The sequence below is a fragment of the Candidatus Liberimonas magnetica genome (assembly GCA_020523885.1).
Lineage (GTDB): Bacteria > Elusimicrobiota > Endomicrobiia > Endomicrobiales > JAFGIL01 > Liberimonas > Liberimonas magnetica.
This window is the reverse complement of the sequence record JAJAPY010000001.1, coordinates 274,614-290,592: the sequence shown is the minus strand read 5'-3', so window position 1 is coordinate 290,592 and position 15,979 is coordinate 274,614. Positions and strand designations below refer to the sequence as shown.

The window sequence follows — 15,979 nt, the reverse complement described above, 5'->3', positions numbered from 1 at the left end:
AATGCTATCCGCTGTTATATATTCCTCATCAAGAACACTACTTTCCCAAGGATTGTGATATTATCGGCTCTTATCGGTTTGTATGCGGGGTTTGCGGGAACAAGGTATGTTTCATGATTTTTCCGGTAGAGTTTCTTTACGGTTGCCTCGTTATCTATCATGGCGACAACTACATCATTATGCTCCGCTGTCTCCTGCTTGCGGACAACTACTATATCGCCTTCGTTAATTCCTGCGTTTATCATGCTGTCGCCCTTGACCTTAAGCGCAAAAGGCTTGCCGCCCTTGACCACGACCTTATCTATGTGCACATATTCTTCTATATCTTCAACCGCTTCCAGGGGTATGCCTGCCGCAACCCTGCCCAGCACAGGGACAGCAATAATGTCTTTAAAAAATGAAGGCTCGCTGTTTTGGGCAACGGATAACCCCCTTGATATTTTCGGTGTATGTGTCAAATGTCCTTTTTTTACCAGGGCCTTTATATGTTTTTGCACCGCGCCCACATGTACATCAAAATGACCGGCTATTTCCCTGAACGTAGGTTTAAATCCATGTTTAGCCGAGAAATCCGAAACAAACTCCAGTATAGTTTTCTGCTTTTCAGTTAAATTATTCATTTTCTTTTTCTCCTTATAGTAGTTTGTGTAGCTGGCATTTTTTCGTTATGATATTTTAAGATTTGAGCTGAGGCAAGGAAGATTTCGGCGCTGTGTAGCAATTAAGAGCTACATAAGCCGAAATATGACAAAGCCGTAAGCCAAAGATTAAAATAGTAATAGAAAAGGGTGCCGGCTACACAAACTATTATAGTATACATTTGTATACCTGTCAAGTCATATTAATAGCCACTGCTGAACCGACATCAGTAATGGCTATTTAAATCCCCGCACCATGCATGGGACACAATAATCAAACCTGCAATAGGTACTTCTTCTGTAAACAAACTGATGATTTTCAATTTTTTACTTACCAAAAACCAAGAAATACTTCAAAAAAATGAATAAAATTGTTAGAATATAATTGACAAAACTCTTTGAAAATGAGAAAATTGAACCACGCAAGAAAAGCCTCTCCGCTAAGATTGCTTTTTTTATACTTGCATGGCTCATTATGGATTAAGCGGCTGCTGGAACAGAGACCCCTCCCATCTATGAATGGGGTTTTATGTTTTGATTTCTTTCCAGTAGCGTTTTGTGTATAAAATTTACTTATTCCGATAATATTTTAACATATAGATAAATATTTGTCAAGTTTATTTCTTAGCTTAGATGCCGGGAATTATCCATGGATAAACAAAAATTAATTTACCAAAAAAACATACAAAATAATATTGGCTTAAAAATCCAGATCGCAAGAAAAGAGGCAAATATTAAGCAAAATAAACTTTCTAAAATGCTTAATGTTTCCAATGTAACAGTATCAAGATGGGAGTCAGGCGGCATAAAACCTGCTATAGAGACAATAAGGAAAATATCCGAAATTACGGGTAAGCCAATTTCATATTTCTTTGGCGAGAAACAAGTTACAGAACCGCAAGCCAGTTACGGAGCTATAAAGGACATAGCCAAATTAGAGATAGCCATAGAAGCTATGAAAAAAGATTTACAGGAATGTAAAGATAACTTTAAAATAATCTTGAAAAAACTTGAAAAAATGCAGAAATAGAAATAAATATAAGAAATATATAAAACGCAGCCACTTCCGATACTTCACCAGAAGTGGCTTTATTATTTACATCTAATAAATAGTTTGTTAAGCGGTTGTATTTTCCTAAAATAGTTTATCGGATTTTAAGACCGGGATACCAAGCATCTCTTTAAGCTTGCGGGCATTCTTTACGGCAGAACCTGCATGGCAGTTATTTAAGAAAAGATAGGCGGTTTTTGAGTGTTTAACTATTTTATCTATTTCCGGCAGGAACTCTTCCAGCTCTTTGTCTGAATACAAATAATCATACCTCTGGTTTAGAGGAGCATTAAACCAATTCTTATTCCTTCCGTGCAACCTCAGGTAACCTATGTCAGAGGTCACTTCGTTAATAAAGGGCATAAGCCTCGGAAGCTTTGGCTCATCAACCATACAATAAGCAATATTATTATTTTTAAGAAACTCAAAAGTTTCAGGTTTTGCCCAACTGCCGTTCCTGAATTCTATAACAAGCGGGACATCCTGAAATTTCTCTTTACATTTAAGGATATAGTCTTTCGCATCGTTACCCGGATAAAAAAATACCGGAAACTGCAGAAGCACAGCACCCAGTTTGTTTTTTTGTTTTAACGGCAAGATCGAATAATAGAACTTATCGATGTCCTCTTGTGCTTTTCTCATTTCGGGCTTTTTTAGACCGAGCCTTTCATCAAACGGGTCGTGGGTTATGCCTCTATAGCCCTTTACAACAAAGGTAAAACCCGGTTTTGTTTTTTTTACATGCCTTCAAAAGACTTATCCGAGACAAGAGTATAATATGTAGAATTTATCTCAACGCAGTCAAACCCTAGTTCATTATTGTAGTAGGCAAGGGCATCTTTTGGCTGAAGCTTTTTAGGATATACCGTACCCCTCCAGTCTGGGAATGAAAAACCTGAAGTTCCTATCTTTATCATTTTTATCCGCCTTCGTATAAAATCCCAGTTTGCTCATGGATAAATTAGTTTAATGCATCGGCAAATGCCACAATTTCAAAAAGTTGCGGATAACCCTCCGAAACAGTCCAATTGATAAGCCGAATAGGCTTGTTAATCAATTGGACGCCTTGCGCAGGAGGGTAATTAATCAGGAACATCGGGCTTGCCCTTGAAGCTTCATTTCTTAATGCGGGAAACCAGGATTTCCCTGATGTCATTTTTATCAAGTTCTACCGGATTATTGCGGTTTTCTGCTTTATCTATGATTTCATCGATATCCGCAAGCCTTATTCCATAATCGCTCAAATAAGGTATGTCAAGCGCTTTTGTCAATTCTTCAATTTTATTTACTAACAAACAGCAGCCTTCCTCAATATCCCCGGGATGTTTACCAGAGAACATAAAACCTATCTCTGCATGCTTTTTCAATGAAGCGATATCCTTATTCTCTTCTAATTTTTGGATATTTATCCTGGTCCCCGGCCCAAGAAGCGACCCGCAGATGACACCATGAGGGATATTAAAATACCCGCCGATTATGCCCGACAAAGAATGTATTATTCCCAAGCCCGCATTCGAGAGCGTTATCCCAGAAACAAGAGATGCATATGCCATACCTGCCATAACATCAACCGAACAGGAACTGTAATCACAGGCCAAAACAAGGTTTTCTTTTATATACCTTAAACCGCTCAACGCCAAAGCATCTGTTACGGGTGAAGCCCTGGGTGACACATAGGATTCAAGCAGTTGGGAAAAAGCATCCATCCCGCATGACGCACGTACTTTTGCCGGGCAGTTTAATGCCAGTTCAGGGTCAATTACGGCACGGTCAGGCACAAAATTATCGTGCCTTAAAGATTTCTTAAACCCGTCTTTGCCTATACTGCTTAGCACCGCATTTTTGGTAGCCTCTGCCCCTGTCCCCGCAGTAGTAGGCACAGCTATAAAATAGATTTTTGCGCCGCTGTGTTTTTTAGTACCAACACCTTCCAGATAATCTTTTACGCAGCCGCCTACAGGAAGCATCGCAGAAACAGCCTTCCCTGCATCTATAACGCTTCCCCCGCCAATGGAAATCACGGCTTCTATGCTCTTGTGTTTATACTCAAGGACAGCTTTGTCTATCATTTCAGGCGACGGCTCCGAGTTTACATTAAAATGAAATACGTTTATACCGTTTTTCTTAAAAGAGTTTTCTATTAATTCAAGTTTCCCTGATTTTTTTAATGAGCCCAACCCCGTAATCAACAATGCCCTGGACCCTTTCTCCGAAACAAGACCGGGCAACTCCTTGACTGTTCCGGGGCCAAAATATATTTGCGGTGTTCTAGTGAAATTAAATGATTTCATTACCATTGGTTTTTATCTTCCGGTGTAATAATATTGTAAACTATACCTTTACGCGGTTTTGTCATCCACTTTTCCACTGTCTCCTTCCAGTTTTTATAATGTTGAGTTTCTTTGTGAGCATTGACCGCTTCCCGGGATTCAAAAACCTCATAAAGGATGAATTCTGTTTCATCACCCGCACATTGTAGCACGTCAAAACGTAAGTTTCCCGGTTCTTTCCTTGTACCTTCATGGTTCTTTATAGTTTCTTTTATAAATTCGCCGACATTTTCCTTTTTTACGCTTACCGACACGCAAGTCACTATCATAAGCCTCCTCCCCCCGGCAGGAAACCGGAAGTTTTCAGAGAATCTAAATAAGCATACCACAGTTTTTAAATTTATGTCAATTTAATCAACAAACTTTATTTTTATGCCTACAAAAACAGTTCGGCCCGGGACAGGGTAGCCAAGCCGTGTCTGATATTTTTCGTCCGTTGCATTTTTTACTTTTGCCCACAGCTGCGCATCAGGCCCAAACTCTTTTGTTAAGCCAAAATCATATAGAGTATACGCGGGAAGCTGAGTTGGCACAGAGTTTGTCTCCTGTGAGCTGACGTATTTAGTATCAAGCTCAAACTTCAAGTTTGACGGGAAAAGATATGTGAACGCGGAGTTGACCGTATTGCAGGGCCTGTAAAAAAGGACGGTGTTCTGTGTGGTGTCCAGCGCCCAGAGGTATGTATAATTTAGTTTATGAAAAAATCCGGTAAATATTTTATATTTCAGCACAAACTCTGCACCGGATTGCCTGCTTGTGGAGACATTGCTAGGCATCCAGATATTTGGGTTAGACGCAGACGGCGCCCATTCAATGAGGTCTTTTGTTTCGGTCAAAAAAACCGTTACTCCGGCCATTGTTGTTGTTTTATTATATTCAATGCCGATATCGGAAGATATGCCGTCTTCGGGTTTAAGGTTTATATTCCCGGATATGGGATAGTACAGGTCATTAAAAGTCGGAGAGCGCCAGGCTCTTCCTGAATTTGCAGAGACCTTCAGGGCTTCGTTTATAGCATAGACTAGTGTCACTTTAGGGCTTAAGATGCTGCCAAAAGAAGAGTTCGAATCGAACCTTAAGCCGGGAAGGATAGTCAAGCTGCCGGCATTTATTTTATCCTGTGCATATACAGCAGAATTAACCCTGCTGTTACTTATCTCGTCTAAGTTAGTCATTAAGTTACTTTGTTGATACCGTTCTAGAGACCATTCAAATCCAGCTGTGATGTTATACAAAGTATTTACCTGAACCTCGCCATTGTAAATGGTTGACTTATAATCCGTGTCAATGGGAGAGACTGCGCCTGTAGTCCAATCCAGGTTAAGAGGGTCTTTAAAATTTATTCTTTCGTTTGAAAAATAGAGGGTAGTTTTTATTAAGTTCTCTCCAAGCTTTTTTTCGTTTTTTAGGCTCACATTTTTTTTCTCTTCGGTCTGCTTTGCCTCGGGTGTTGTGGCCAGCAGCTCAATATTCCCGTCATATTTATCAAGGCTGACTCCCAGGCCCGGGGTACCGAGGCTCGAGGTAAAATAAGTTCCTGAAAAATCAAAATTACCAAAATTTACAGTGTTATAACCCAGGTCCAAAAACATATCTTTTGAATCATAACCGGAATTATCCCGCCACCCATCCGAAAGGTTCCTGGAGCCTGTTATCATAAACGAGGTATTTTCTTTTTTTGTCCCTATATTTATTGACTGAGACTGCGTACTGAAACTACCGTACGATAAACCGATAGCAACCACAGGTTCAGGGTCTTTTGGTTTTTTTGTAATTATGTTTATGACCCCCCCTATGGCATTTGCTCCGTATATGGCAGAGGCCGCTCCTCTTATTATCTCTATCCTTTCTATATTATCAAGCGGTACAGTGCTGAGGTCTGCAATACCAGATGAGAGCGCATTAACTTTTCGTCCATCAATAAGGACAAGCACCTGAGGAGATGCTGCACCGCGTATCATCAGGTTACTTTCTGCGCCGAACGTGCCGGTCAGGCTCGGGTTTAGCCCGACTTCATGACGGATAACATCGCCGAGTGTGCCTTCATTCATATTCTTTATTTGTGTTTCAGTAATGACCGAAGTATTTGTAGGCAGGTCTTTCATGCTTTGCGCCTTTCTTGTAAGGCTTAAGAATACACCTCCGTTTTCTGCAAATAAACCCGATACAGCCAAAAATATTACAAAAAGAAACGATACAACTTTATTTATTATTTTCATTTTCCTTCTCCTCCCTGGAGAATATTTACTGTCATAGACAATAGACCGGGTTCAAAAACTCAGTTAACAGTTACCAATTACCAGTTACCAATTATTATGTTCCTTTTAACTGGTTCCTGGTCACTGGTTACTGGTCACTGTTTTTTATTACCGTTGCCGGGCAACAGAAGGGATTTCACCTTCATTTCCTTTATCTATACAGGTAGTTTTGCTATCTGAGATTTTTGAAAAACCCAAATAATTTCTGATTTATTTAATGAAAACTATGGCAATTTCAAATTTCTTCACCGTCCTTTTCTGCCTTTATTGTTCCCTTGATTTCCGCGCCTGTTCAGGTACTATCAACACATGCGGTTTTTTTGTAACCGGATTTTCTTTTACAACTACCACTGTTTTGTAAACTTCTTCAATGTTTTTATATTCCAAAACCTCCCAGGGCGTGCCTGTTTTATACACTCGACCATTGTTTATCAATATCAGCCTGTCACAATACTCAGCCGCTAGGTTCAGATCATGTAAAACTATTATAACCGTCAAATTAAGGCTTTTATTCAGTCTCTTTATAAGATCCAGAATACTTACCTGATGCGTTATGTCAAGATATGCTGTCGGCTCATCAAGAAGAAGAAGCTTCGGCTCCTGGGCAAGGGCTTGAGCCAGCAGCACCCTCTGTTTCTCGCCGCCAGAGAGTTCATTTATGTTCCTATCCTTTAAGTGGGCAGTATCTGTCACGGATAGGCTTTCCTCAATTACCTTAACGTCACGTTCTTTGGGTGTTTCAAACCTTTTAAGATGAGGATATCTTCCCATCAGGACAAAATCCTCAACCGAAAAAGAGAATTGAGTATCTGCCAGTTGGGTCATTGCAGCGACGTTCTGTGCAAAGCGATACCTCGGTATATGGGAGACGGGTTCATTTTTAAAGAAAACATCTCCATCCCAGGGTTTATACAGCCCCAGGATTAGCTTAAAAAGAGTGGTCTTGCCTGCTCCATTCGGCCCTATTATACCGAGAAACTCGCCTTCATTTACAGCAAACGACATAGCATCTATGACTTTATTTTTTGCGTATCCGAAAGATATGGACTGTAATTCTAAAATATCCATCAAGTTAGCCCTCCTAAAACGGCTAACTTAATTGCAAATTGTAAATTGCAAATTGCAAAATTACGGAATTCACCTTTGGTGAATAATTTAATAAAGTCCGCTTTAGCGGACACCTTAATTTGACATTTTTCACTTTGCATTTTGAATTTCGTTAGCTAAAATATTCTGTCGCGGCGGGATTTCAGCAAAAAGAACAGAAAAAATATTCCGCCTAAAAGGCCTGTTATAATTCCTACCGGAAGCTCTACGGGCGCAAAAACCGTCCTTGCAAAAATATCGCACAATATTAAGAATACCGCACCGGACAGGGCTGATGCCGGTATCAAAATCTTATGATCCGGCCCGACAAAGCGTCTTGTGGCATGGGGTATTATCAGCCCCACAAATCCGACAATACCTGAACCTGCGACACAGGCTCCGGTTACAAGGGAAGCAGTAACAAAAAGTATTTTCTTTATAGTGAATATATCGATTCCCAGATAGGATGCTTTCTCATCTCCGAGCGTAAGGATATTTAATTCAAACCCCATAAATGACAATATAACGATACCCGGCAATATAAAAACAGAAACATATCTTATAATGGGACCTTGAGTTGAAGAGAGGTCCCCCATAAGCCATACCATAGTCGTGTGTATCTTCTGGGCATCCGAAAGGAATACTATGACAAGCACCAGTGATGAAAACAGGAAGCCGATGATGACTCCGCATAGTATCATCGTAGAAAGCGAGAAGTTTTTTCTTGAAGCCGCGTAATATAATATCGTTATGCTGAATAAGGCCCCTATAGAAGCGCAAAGAGGTATAAATAAAGGGCTTAAGGCTGCAAGCCCCAAAAAAATGCCAAGAGTTATACCGAAAGCAGCGCCGCCGGAAAGCCCCAACGTATAGGGATCTGCAAGAGGGTTCCTGAGCATCCCCTGAAACACGCACCCGCTTGAAGCTAGCCCCATCCCAACAAGTATCGCAAGCAAAATACGCGGGAACCGGATGTCCCATATTATCGTTGAAGTAATATCTGTATTTCCCGTGTGAATTAAAGCATTAAAGACTTTAGCGAAAGTTAAGCTGCTCCCGCCAAACATAAGAGATATAACTGCGGACACCAAAAGCAACGATGATAAGCTCAATAATATATAGGATTTTTTATTCATAAAGACTTTTTAAAATGATTATTTGAGGCTGTTGCCGAACTCAGCTTTTGCCTCTTTTCGTCATTCTCCTGCTTGACAGGAGAATCCAGTCTCGACTATAAAGAATTTGTAGATCTCCGGGTCAAGCCCGAAGATGACATAAAATAGAGTTAGGCAACAGCCTCATTTTTCATTTTTAATATTATCTTCCAGTCCGACATTATAAAGGATATTTGCAACGCTCTCTACTCCGCGTACGAATGCTTCCGGGGTCGGATCAGTAAAAATAGTATCCCCTAGGGTATATATCTTGCCTGAATTTGAAGCTTTAAGGGTCTTGAAGTTCTGCCAATATTTTTTTTCTTTTTCAAGGTTCTCTCCCATAGCCGCTATAATGATAACATCAGGGTCCCTGTGCAGGACTTCCTCTCTGCTGATTTGAGGGTATCTTATCTTTATCTCATCGAATATATTTTTACCTCCGGCCATCTCAATGAATTCATTTACGAAACTTTTTCTGCTTATAGTAAAAAGAGGGTTGGCACCTACTTCCCAGAAAACGCTTACCTTTTTCTTTTCCTTTACTTTGTTTTTTACCTTTTCTATCCTTATTTTTGCCTCCATTATAATACCGTTTGCCTTATCTTCGTTACCCAGAAATTTTGCAAGAGATAGAAAACCACTACAGATATCGTTGAAATTGTTACATGGGCCCATTATATAGGTTTCTATCCCGAGTTCCTTAAGCCTTGTCACGCTGTTGTTTATGTTTCCTTCTTTCGATGCTATAACAAGATCCGGCGCCAAAGATACTATTTTTTCAATGTTCGGCTCAAGCAGTGTCCCTATTTTTTCCTTCTTAATGTCTCCTTCCGGGCAATAGACGGTTATGCCTATCACCTTGTTTTCCATTCCCAAAAGATAAAGGTTCTTGGTTACAGAGGGAGCCAGCGAAACTATCCTCTCATAGCCCTTGCCGAAGCACAATAACGGATAAAATAATAATATAATAAATAGTATCTTTTTCATATTTTTGTGACCATGTCCCACTGCGTAGGTGGGATATGGTTATGCGGAACAGACCTTTACTATTACTCCTGCTATGAGGCCTGCAACTATATCATCCATGAATGGAGGCAGTTTTTTCAATATTCCGGGTTTTTGTTTATCAAGCCTTTCAAACTCGAACAAAGCCCTTGTACCTGCTATGTAAACCGCAATCGCCTGTCCCAAGATTTCATCAGCTATAAGGTCTACAGGGTCGCTTTCAAATTTCTCTTTACATATACCCGGTATCAGCCCTTTTTTACCGGTTTGTTCTAAATATAAACCTGCATAGACAATACTTGCAATATTGATGTCATTTAATACCCGATTAAATTCATCTCTCACTTTTTTTCTTACTTGTTCAGGGCTTCCAATTTTAGGATCATAAATGTACATTGACATGGCTGTTTGGACCATATCATTTAAGTATATTTTGTTTTCTTTAAGTTTTTCTCTTAAAGATACTTTATTTACATGTTTTTTCATAAAACTCCCATAATAAAAAGAAACAATACTTCATTTATTTCATTAACAGCCCCTAACATATCTCCGGTAAAACCGCCTATCTTATTATTTAGGAACCTGGCGATAATAAATGTTGATGCAAAAATAATCAATACCGTATAAAATCCGGTTAACTTTAAGAAATAAATAACAAGCACAAACAAAATTATTGCAGACATTATTAATGTTTTTAAATTCATGCTGTCAAAAAATATTTTTGCTTTTCCCTCCTGCCTGGCATACTTGAATAAATAAAGAGGGACAAGCATGCTCCACCTGCTTATAACAGGCATGATTATAAGTACGGGTGTTTTAAAGCTTAAAGAAATGCTATCTAATAAGATAACTTTAAATAAAATAATAAATATTAAGCTTAAGACCCCCATTGTACCTATATGGCTGTCCCTCATTATCTCAAGAGCTTTTTCTTTCTCTTTCATACTGCAGATACCATCAACCGTGTCAGCCAGCCCGTCAAGATGTAATCCTCCGGTAAGTATCGTAAGAATTAGAACCAAAATCGCATTTAAGAGTAAATGAGGAAAAACATTTGCCAATACACTGTTCATTATTGCAAGGAACAGTCCAAGTAAAAATCCTACAACAGGGAAACAAACCAGAGCTTTTGAAAAATCCGCTTTATCTGAGAATTCTTTTACTTTAACAGGCAGGACCGTTAAAAACTGCAACGCAATTACCAAAAATTTCATTTTTCCTTCTCTGAAACACCAGCACTTTCAAATGTTGACATTTCATTCAGTATCTTTACGCTAGCTTCTACCAAACTAATGCCCAACGCGGCGCCGGTGCCTTCTCCTAAACGCATATCAAGATTGAACAAAGGCTTAAGGCCAATGAAATCAAGAGCTATCTTGTGTCCCTGTTCCACCGAACAATGTGATGCTATCATATAATATTTTGATTTTGGTTCTATTAAATAAGCTATTAATGCCCCTGCTCCGGAAATAAAACCGTCTATTACAACAGGTATCTTTTTTGAAGCAGCTCCTAAGATTACACCCGCTATGGCACCGATCTCAAAACCTCCAACTTTGCTTAGGACATCGATACCGTCTTTGACATTGGGTTTGTTTATATCAAGAGCTTTCTTAATAACCGCTATCTTGTGGTTCAAAGTTTTATCATCTATACCTGTACCTTTTCCTGTTACTTTATCAACACTTTGGCCTGTAATAGATGCAACTATCGCGCTTGAAGCAGTAGTGTTTCCTATACCCATATCTCCTGTTCCTATGATGCTTACAGAGCTATTCATTTCAACTATACTTATCCCGCACTCGATAGCCTTAACAGCTTCTTCTTTTGTCATTGCAGGGCCTTTTGCCATATTTCTGGTGCCATACCCTACCTTATTTATAATAAGGCCTAGTTCTGGCTTAATATCTGAGGCAACACCGGCATCAACCACAACTACCTTTGCCCCGATGTGACGCGCTAATACATTAATACCTGCTCCGCCTCTTAAAAAATTGTGGACCATCTGCGGGGTTACTTCTTTTGGAAAAGCGCTGACACCTTCTTCTACAACTCCGTGGTCGCCTGCTATCGTTATAATAAGTTTATTATCAAGCTTTGGAGATATCATCCCTGTGATTCCCGCAACCTGTTTAGCCAGCTCCTCAAGCCTTCCTAAACTTCCCTGCGGCTTGGTAAGGTTATCAAGGCGCTTTTGTGCATTTTGCATTGATTTTTCATCTAAATCCTTAATTTTCTTAGTTGTTTCATAAAGCATATCCTTCTCCCTTATATTTTCATTTTAGTTTCAACGGGATACCTGAAATCATAATATAAACCTCATCGCTCTGTTTTGCCATTAACTGATTAACCTTGCCTGCCATATCCCTGAAATTTCTTGCAAGTTTATTTGCAGGCACTATTCCCCACCCTACTTCGTTGGTTACTATTATCGCGGACAAATTATTCTTTATTATTGTTTCCATTATTTTAGAAACATCATTTATGATAGTTTTTGCATTTTTGTTTAATGCCATCAGGTTAGAAACATACAGGGTCATGCAGTCAATAATTATGACATCGGCTTTTAATTTAGTTTTTTTTATTGCTGCGGCCAGATCCTTATATGCTTCAACGGTTTGCCAGGTCTTTGGCCGTGATTTTTTGTGTAGTTTTATCCTTTCTTTCATTTCTTTGTCTTTTGGAGCACAGGTTGCAAGGAATGCGATCTTCCCGCCTATTTTATCCGCAAGTTTTAATGCGAAACCGCTTTTGCCTGACCTTACGCTTCCGGTTAAAAGAATGATTTTCTTTGTTTTCATGGGTTTAAAATTCTATTCCTTTTTTTGCCTTGACCCCTTTGTTATAGGGATGTTTTATTTCTTTCATTTCAGTTACAAGATCAGCCCTATCTATCAATTCCTTTGGTGCGCCTCTTCCGGTAATTAATACATAAATATCCTTGTTTTTATCCAGCATCTTAAACAGATCGTCTTGTTTTAAATAACCGTCTCTTATGGCTATATTAAACTCTTCTAATACTATAAGATCATACCGCTTCTTTTTTTTAAGAGCTTTTTTTAAGCATTCTAAAGCATCTTCACACTGCAGCTTTACACCCTCTATTTTTGTGTCGGGGAAACAAAACGGGTGACTGGGTGCAAAGGAGTAAAAATCCAGGTTCTTTAGCTTACCCAATATTTTCTGTTCGCCGTAAAACTCTTTACCTTTAAACAATTGTATCAGGCAAACCCTTAAATTACGGCCCAGAGCCCTTACTATCTGGCCTATGGCAGCCGTGGTTTTTCCCTTACCGTTTCCGGTGTATACCCAAAGCATAATTAACTCCTAAAAACCTTTTTTATTGCAAAATGCAAAGTGCAAATTGCAAAATACAAATTTAACTTCAAAATCTCTATTTCCTTGATCCTCATTTTTTGCCTCTTTGTCATTCCCGAATGCCTTTATCGGGAATCCATTATTTACAGAAACCATAGATTCCTGCTTTCGCAGGAATGACAGCTTAATTGGTTTTCAGCAGTCAATATTTATAATTTTTCGTTAAGCCCTATCACTACTTCGTTAAGTCGATATCGTACGACAGTCTTTCTTCTTCGGTGTCTTTGCGAGGAGCGAAGCGACGTGGCAATCTCCAAAACGTCGAGATTGCTTCGCCACTGGCTCGCAATGACAAACCTCACTTAACAAAGTAGTGCTATCTATTTTTTGTGTCACAAATAAAAAAATCCCCACTCTCGAAGAAGAAGTAAGGATCAATTCTTCCCGCGAAGTTGCGCTATTTAACAAACCGTAGACCGGACTCTTAAATACAGTTCTGAGTTTGGAGTTCGTAGTTATTAGACACACCTTTGTTTTTCTACAAACTAATAACTAATTACTCATAACTGTCTTTAAATTACCGTTGCGGGGCAGTGCCCGAATGGCCTTGAACAAAGGCTGTACGGGACTTCCTCGGTCTGTTACAGATTAAATTTCAAAGAAACATCTTTACAACTCGATTATATTTTATTATTTATTTTTTGTCAACTTTTATACCGAACAAAAAGTGCAGCGGTAACATTTTAGGTGATTTGATTCGTTACTTTTTTTTATCCTTATTTTCTTGAATAATTTTCAATAAATCACTGCTTGCTCTATAATTTTTCCCTTCTTCTTTCCGTACTGTTTTATAAAACTCACAGTTCATGCAGTTTTCGTATTTTAACGCGAAGGTACCCTGCACTTGTCCGCCGCACAGAGTCCCGGCAATTACCCAGCATGCCCGGCCTCCTTTTTTGCCGCAATTTATGTTATCTGTAGCTTCATCGGTGGCTGCAGGGCAGATACCTAATTCGTTTACTTTTGCTCCGCCCGGTTCTCTTCCGCATTTTTTAAATTCCCAGCAATTTAATTTCATATTACATATCCTTTAGCGCACTCAAAATAAAGAATGCTGGAGGACGGAATCGAACCGCCGACACATGGTTTTTCAGACCATTGCTCTACCGACTGAGCTACCCCAGCAATTAATACAGTGAACAGTAACCAGTAATCAGTGACCATAACAACTACTACTACAAAACAGCGATTACTTTTTAAAAAGGCTTTTGAATTTTAGCAATTTGACTGTTTTTTGTCAAACAAAGACTGTTTTATCTATAGTTTACGAATTGCAATGGGAGGGAAAAATTTTGGCCCCTTAAAAAAGCTATCACTGCCTGAAGGTCATCTTTCTTAGGTGACACTACCCGCAGTTTTTCTCCTTCAATTTGCACCTGCACTTTTTTAACATTATCTCTAATAAGCTTTGAAAGCTCTTTTGCTTTCTCTATGGGCAGGCCGCTTACCAGGCTTATTGTCTGGCGTAAAGTGCCTTCAAATGCTTTTTCAGGTGCCTTTTTATCAAGAGATTTTGCCGATACTCCTCTTTTGGCAAGCCTTCCCTCAAGAATATCCGTAACTGAACGCAGTTTAAAATCATCATCGCCTACTAATGTTATTTTCTTCTCTGTTTTATTGTATTCTATCGAAGATTTGCTATTCTTAAAATCAAACCTCTGTGCAAGTTCTTTCTGTGCCTGGACAACAGCATTTTCTACTTCCATAAAATTTACTTCTGAAACAACATCAAATGAAAAGTTTGCCATAAAACTCTCCTCTTAAAACACAGGGTTTACAAAAAAGCCACATTAAAGTTAATCAATGTGGCAGAATAAACTTAAACTGAGATTGTTGAAAAACACCAACAATTCCTGATTACACTGATTTTAAAATGATTACACAGATTAAGCCCCATGGCTGTTTCTGTGTAATCTGGTTTTATAAGCTGTGTAATCAAGCCGGTTCTAAAAATCAATCAACCTTACTCTTTTTTTCGTAAGCCTTTTTTCCGGCCTCAAAGGCCGCTTCTATACGGTCTTTCTGCGTCAATACCTTATCCTTCCCATCTAAGATAACATGTTCAGCCTTATCTTTCAATTCTTCGCTCAAATGCCCCATTTTTTCGCTAAAATCTTCGCCCATATCTTTCAGTTTTTTTCTTGTTTCTTTTCCTGCACTCGGCGCAAAAAGTATACCGACAGCTGCACCTATTAAGCCACCCAGAATAAACGATAAAACTACTTCTCCGGAATTATTTTCAGACATACATTCCTCCTTTCTACGGTTATACAAATCCACGCCCAACTCTCACCGGATAAACAGTGCCAGCTCGGCTGCGGCGTATTTATTCTTTTGAATTATCTTCTTGTTCTGAGTTTCTTTTCCTAAAGGCCATAGTCGCCAGCGCTGCTACCCATGAGGCAACTTTAAAAATCGGTGAATTAAACTTTCCGAAAATAGAAGAAAAAACACCTGTAATCTTTTTTATTACCGCCATTTCTTCATTCAAATTCTTAAGTAATGCTTCAGCCTCATGTGCTGTGCGCCGCGCCTGAATCAGCATTATTACTAAAAATACCGTTACCACGGAAATCGCTACTGTAAATAAAACTGCGCAAATAATTAAAACAATTGACATAAATTACCTCTTTAGATTAATTTTATCGTATTATATTTTTATCGTTTTTCGTATTTAATCTAGCGAGCGAATCTTCTATTTTCTTTTGGACATCTGAAATTTCGAAAGGTTTTGATAAAAAGTCATCTCCTCCGAAGAGCATCGCATCGTGATATGTCCTCTTATCGCTAAATGCGCTGACCATAATGATAGGAATATTCCTTAGTTCGGGCAGCAGCCTTATATTTCTGCAGAGCCTTATGCCGTCAATTCCAGGCATAGCTATATCCATCAAAATTACGTCCGGCTTATTCTTTTCGATAGATTGCCAGAGCTCAGGTTCATTTGATACTGCATCTACATCATACTCTAATGCCTCAAGCCCTGTTTTCAGCAGTTCTCCTATCGTTGCATCGTCATCTATAGCTAAAACTCTTTTTTTATCCATGCAGTTTTTATTTTAACAAAACATAAATA

At 39.0% G+C, this 15,979-nt stretch carries 19 protein-coding genes, 1 tRNA gene and 1 pseudogene; 1 reads left to right on the top strand and 20 read right to left on the bottom strand.

What is annotated here, in order from left to right:
* Positions 1–14 precede the first annotated feature (14 nt).
* Positions 15–620, bottom strand: a complete 606-nt coding sequence (gene lexA, locus LHV68_00770; protein ID MCB4790398.1) for a transcriptional repressor LexA — start codon at positions 618–620, stop codon at positions 15–17.
* A gap of 667 nt (positions 621–1,287) precedes the next feature.
* On the opposite strand from lexA, the gene LHV68_00765 reads away from it, so the two are divergent.
* Complete coding sequence (locus LHV68_00765; GenBank protein ID MCB4790397.1) at positions 1,288–1,668, top strand: helix-turn-helix domain-containing protein; 381 nt, start codon at positions 1,288–1,290, stop codon at positions 1,666–1,668.
* 105 nt (positions 1,669–1,773) lie between these two features.
* Here LHV68_00765 and LHV68_00760 read toward each other — a convergent pair.
* From LHV68_00760 to LHV68_00670, 19 genes and pseudogenes are all read right to left on the bottom strand, one after another.
* Positions 1,774–2,606 (bottom strand): annotated as a pseudogene (locus tag LHV68_00760) (DUF72 domain-containing protein).
* A 198-nt stretch (positions 2,607–2,804) separates the two neighbouring features.
* On the bottom strand, positions 2,805–3,986 hold the full coding sequence (locus LHV68_00755; protein ID MCB4790396.1) for an iron-containing alcohol dehydrogenase: 1,182 nt from the start codon (positions 3,984–3,986) through the stop codon (positions 2,805–2,807).
* Positions 3,980–4,288, bottom strand: coding sequence for an antibiotic biosynthesis monooxygenase (locus tag LHV68_00750; protein MCB4790395.1), 309 nt, complete (start codon positions 4,286–4,288; stop codon positions 3,980–3,982). Before LHV68_00750 ends, LHV68_00755 begins: the two co-directional genes overlap by 7 nt.
* Positions 4,289–4,369: 81 nt before the next feature.
* Positions 4,370–6,238 (bottom strand): TonB-dependent receptor, encoded by a 1,869-nt coding sequence (locus LHV68_00745; GenBank protein MCB4790394.1) that lies wholly within the window; start codon positions 6,236–6,238, stop codon positions 4,370–4,372.
* Positions 6,239–6,541: 303 nt separating this feature from the next.
* On the bottom strand, positions 6,542–7,345 hold the full coding sequence (locus tag LHV68_00740; GenBank protein ID MCB4790393.1) for an ABC transporter ATP-binding protein: 804 nt from the start codon (positions 7,343–7,345) through the stop codon (positions 6,542–6,544).
* A 155-nt stretch (positions 7,346–7,500) separates the two neighbouring features.
* Positions 7,501–8,499, bottom strand: a complete 999-nt coding sequence (locus LHV68_00735; protein ID MCB4790392.1) for an iron ABC transporter permease — start codon at positions 8,497–8,499, stop codon at positions 7,501–7,503.
* Between the two features lie 162 nt (positions 8,500–8,661).
* A complete protein-coding gene (locus LHV68_00730; GenBank protein MCB4790391.1) occupies positions 8,662–9,507 on the bottom strand; it encodes a helical backbone metal receptor in 846 nt (281 codons plus the stop codon).
* A 39-nt stretch (positions 9,508–9,546) separates the two neighbouring features.
* A complete protein-coding gene (locus LHV68_00725) occupies positions 9,547–10,011 on the bottom strand; it encodes a phosphatidylglycerophosphatase A (protein ID MCB4790390.1) in 465 nt (154 codons plus the stop codon).
* Positions 10,008–10,739 (bottom strand): adenosylcobinamide-GDP ribazoletransferase, encoded by a 732-nt coding sequence (cobS, locus tag LHV68_00720; GenBank protein MCB4790389.1) that lies wholly within the window; start codon positions 10,737–10,739, stop codon positions 10,008–10,010. The genes LHV68_00725 and cobS overlap by 4 nt, the downstream gene beginning before the upstream one ends.
* Positions 10,736–11,782: a nicotinate-nucleotide--dimethylbenzimidazole phosphoribosyltransferase gene (gene cobT, locus LHV68_00715; GenBank protein MCB4790388.1), complete on the bottom strand. Its 1,047-nt coding sequence runs from the start codon at positions 11,780–11,782 to the stop codon at positions 10,736–10,738. The genes cobS and cobT overlap by 4 nt, the downstream gene beginning before the upstream one ends.
* Positions 11,783–11,801: 19 nt before the next feature.
* Positions 11,802–12,326 carry a bifunctional adenosylcobinamide kinase/adenosylcobinamide-phosphate guanylyltransferase gene (gene cobU / locus LHV68_00710; protein ID MCB4790387.1) on the bottom strand — a complete coding sequence of 175 codons (525 nt, stop codon included), beginning with the start codon at positions 12,324–12,326 and terminating at the stop codon, positions 11,802–11,804.
* A gap of 4 nt (positions 12,327–12,330) precedes the next feature.
* The gene (locus tag LHV68_00705) at positions 12,331–12,843 is read right to left on the bottom strand and encodes a cob(I)yrinic acid a,c-diamide adenosyltransferase (protein ID MCB4790386.1); all 513 of its coding nucleotides are present in this window, start codon (positions 12,841–12,843) and stop codon (positions 12,331–12,333) included.
* 9 nt (positions 12,844–12,852) lie between these two features.
* The gene (locus LHV68_00700) at positions 12,853–12,999 is read right to left on the bottom strand and encodes a hypothetical protein (GenBank protein MCB4790385.1); all 147 of its coding nucleotides are present in this window, start codon (positions 12,997–12,999) and stop codon (positions 12,853–12,855) included.
* Positions 13,000–13,603: 604 nt separating this feature from the next.
* Positions 13,604–13,921 carry a hypothetical protein gene (locus LHV68_00695; GenBank protein MCB4790384.1) on the bottom strand — a complete coding sequence of 106 codons (318 nt, stop codon included), beginning with the start codon at positions 13,919–13,921 and terminating at the stop codon, positions 13,604–13,606.
* Positions 13,922–13,955: 34 nt separating this feature from the next.
* Positions 13,956–14,028: transfer RNA gene (locus tag LHV68_00690), tRNA-Phe, on the bottom strand.
* Positions 14,029–14,156: 128 nt separating this feature from the next.
* Entirely contained in the window at positions 14,157–14,651 is a 495-nt protein-coding gene (locus tag LHV68_00685) for a YajQ family cyclic di-GMP-binding protein (protein ID MCB4790383.1), read from the bottom strand.
* A gap of 205 nt (positions 14,652–14,856) precedes the next feature.
* Positions 14,857–15,150: a YtxH domain-containing protein gene (locus LHV68_00680; protein MCB4790382.1), complete on the bottom strand. Its 294-nt coding sequence runs from the start codon at positions 15,148–15,150 to the stop codon at positions 14,857–14,859.
* A gap of 79 nt (positions 15,151–15,229) precedes the next feature.
* Positions 15,230–15,523, bottom strand: coding sequence for a hypothetical protein (locus tag LHV68_00675; protein ID MCB4790381.1), 294 nt, complete (start codon positions 15,521–15,523; stop codon positions 15,230–15,232).
* Between the two features lie 22 nt (positions 15,524–15,545).
* Positions 15,546–15,950 carry a response regulator gene (locus LHV68_00670; protein ID MCB4790380.1) on the bottom strand — a complete coding sequence of 135 codons (405 nt, stop codon included), beginning with the start codon at positions 15,948–15,950 and terminating at the stop codon, positions 15,546–15,548.
* Positions 15,951–15,979 lie beyond the last annotated feature (29 nt).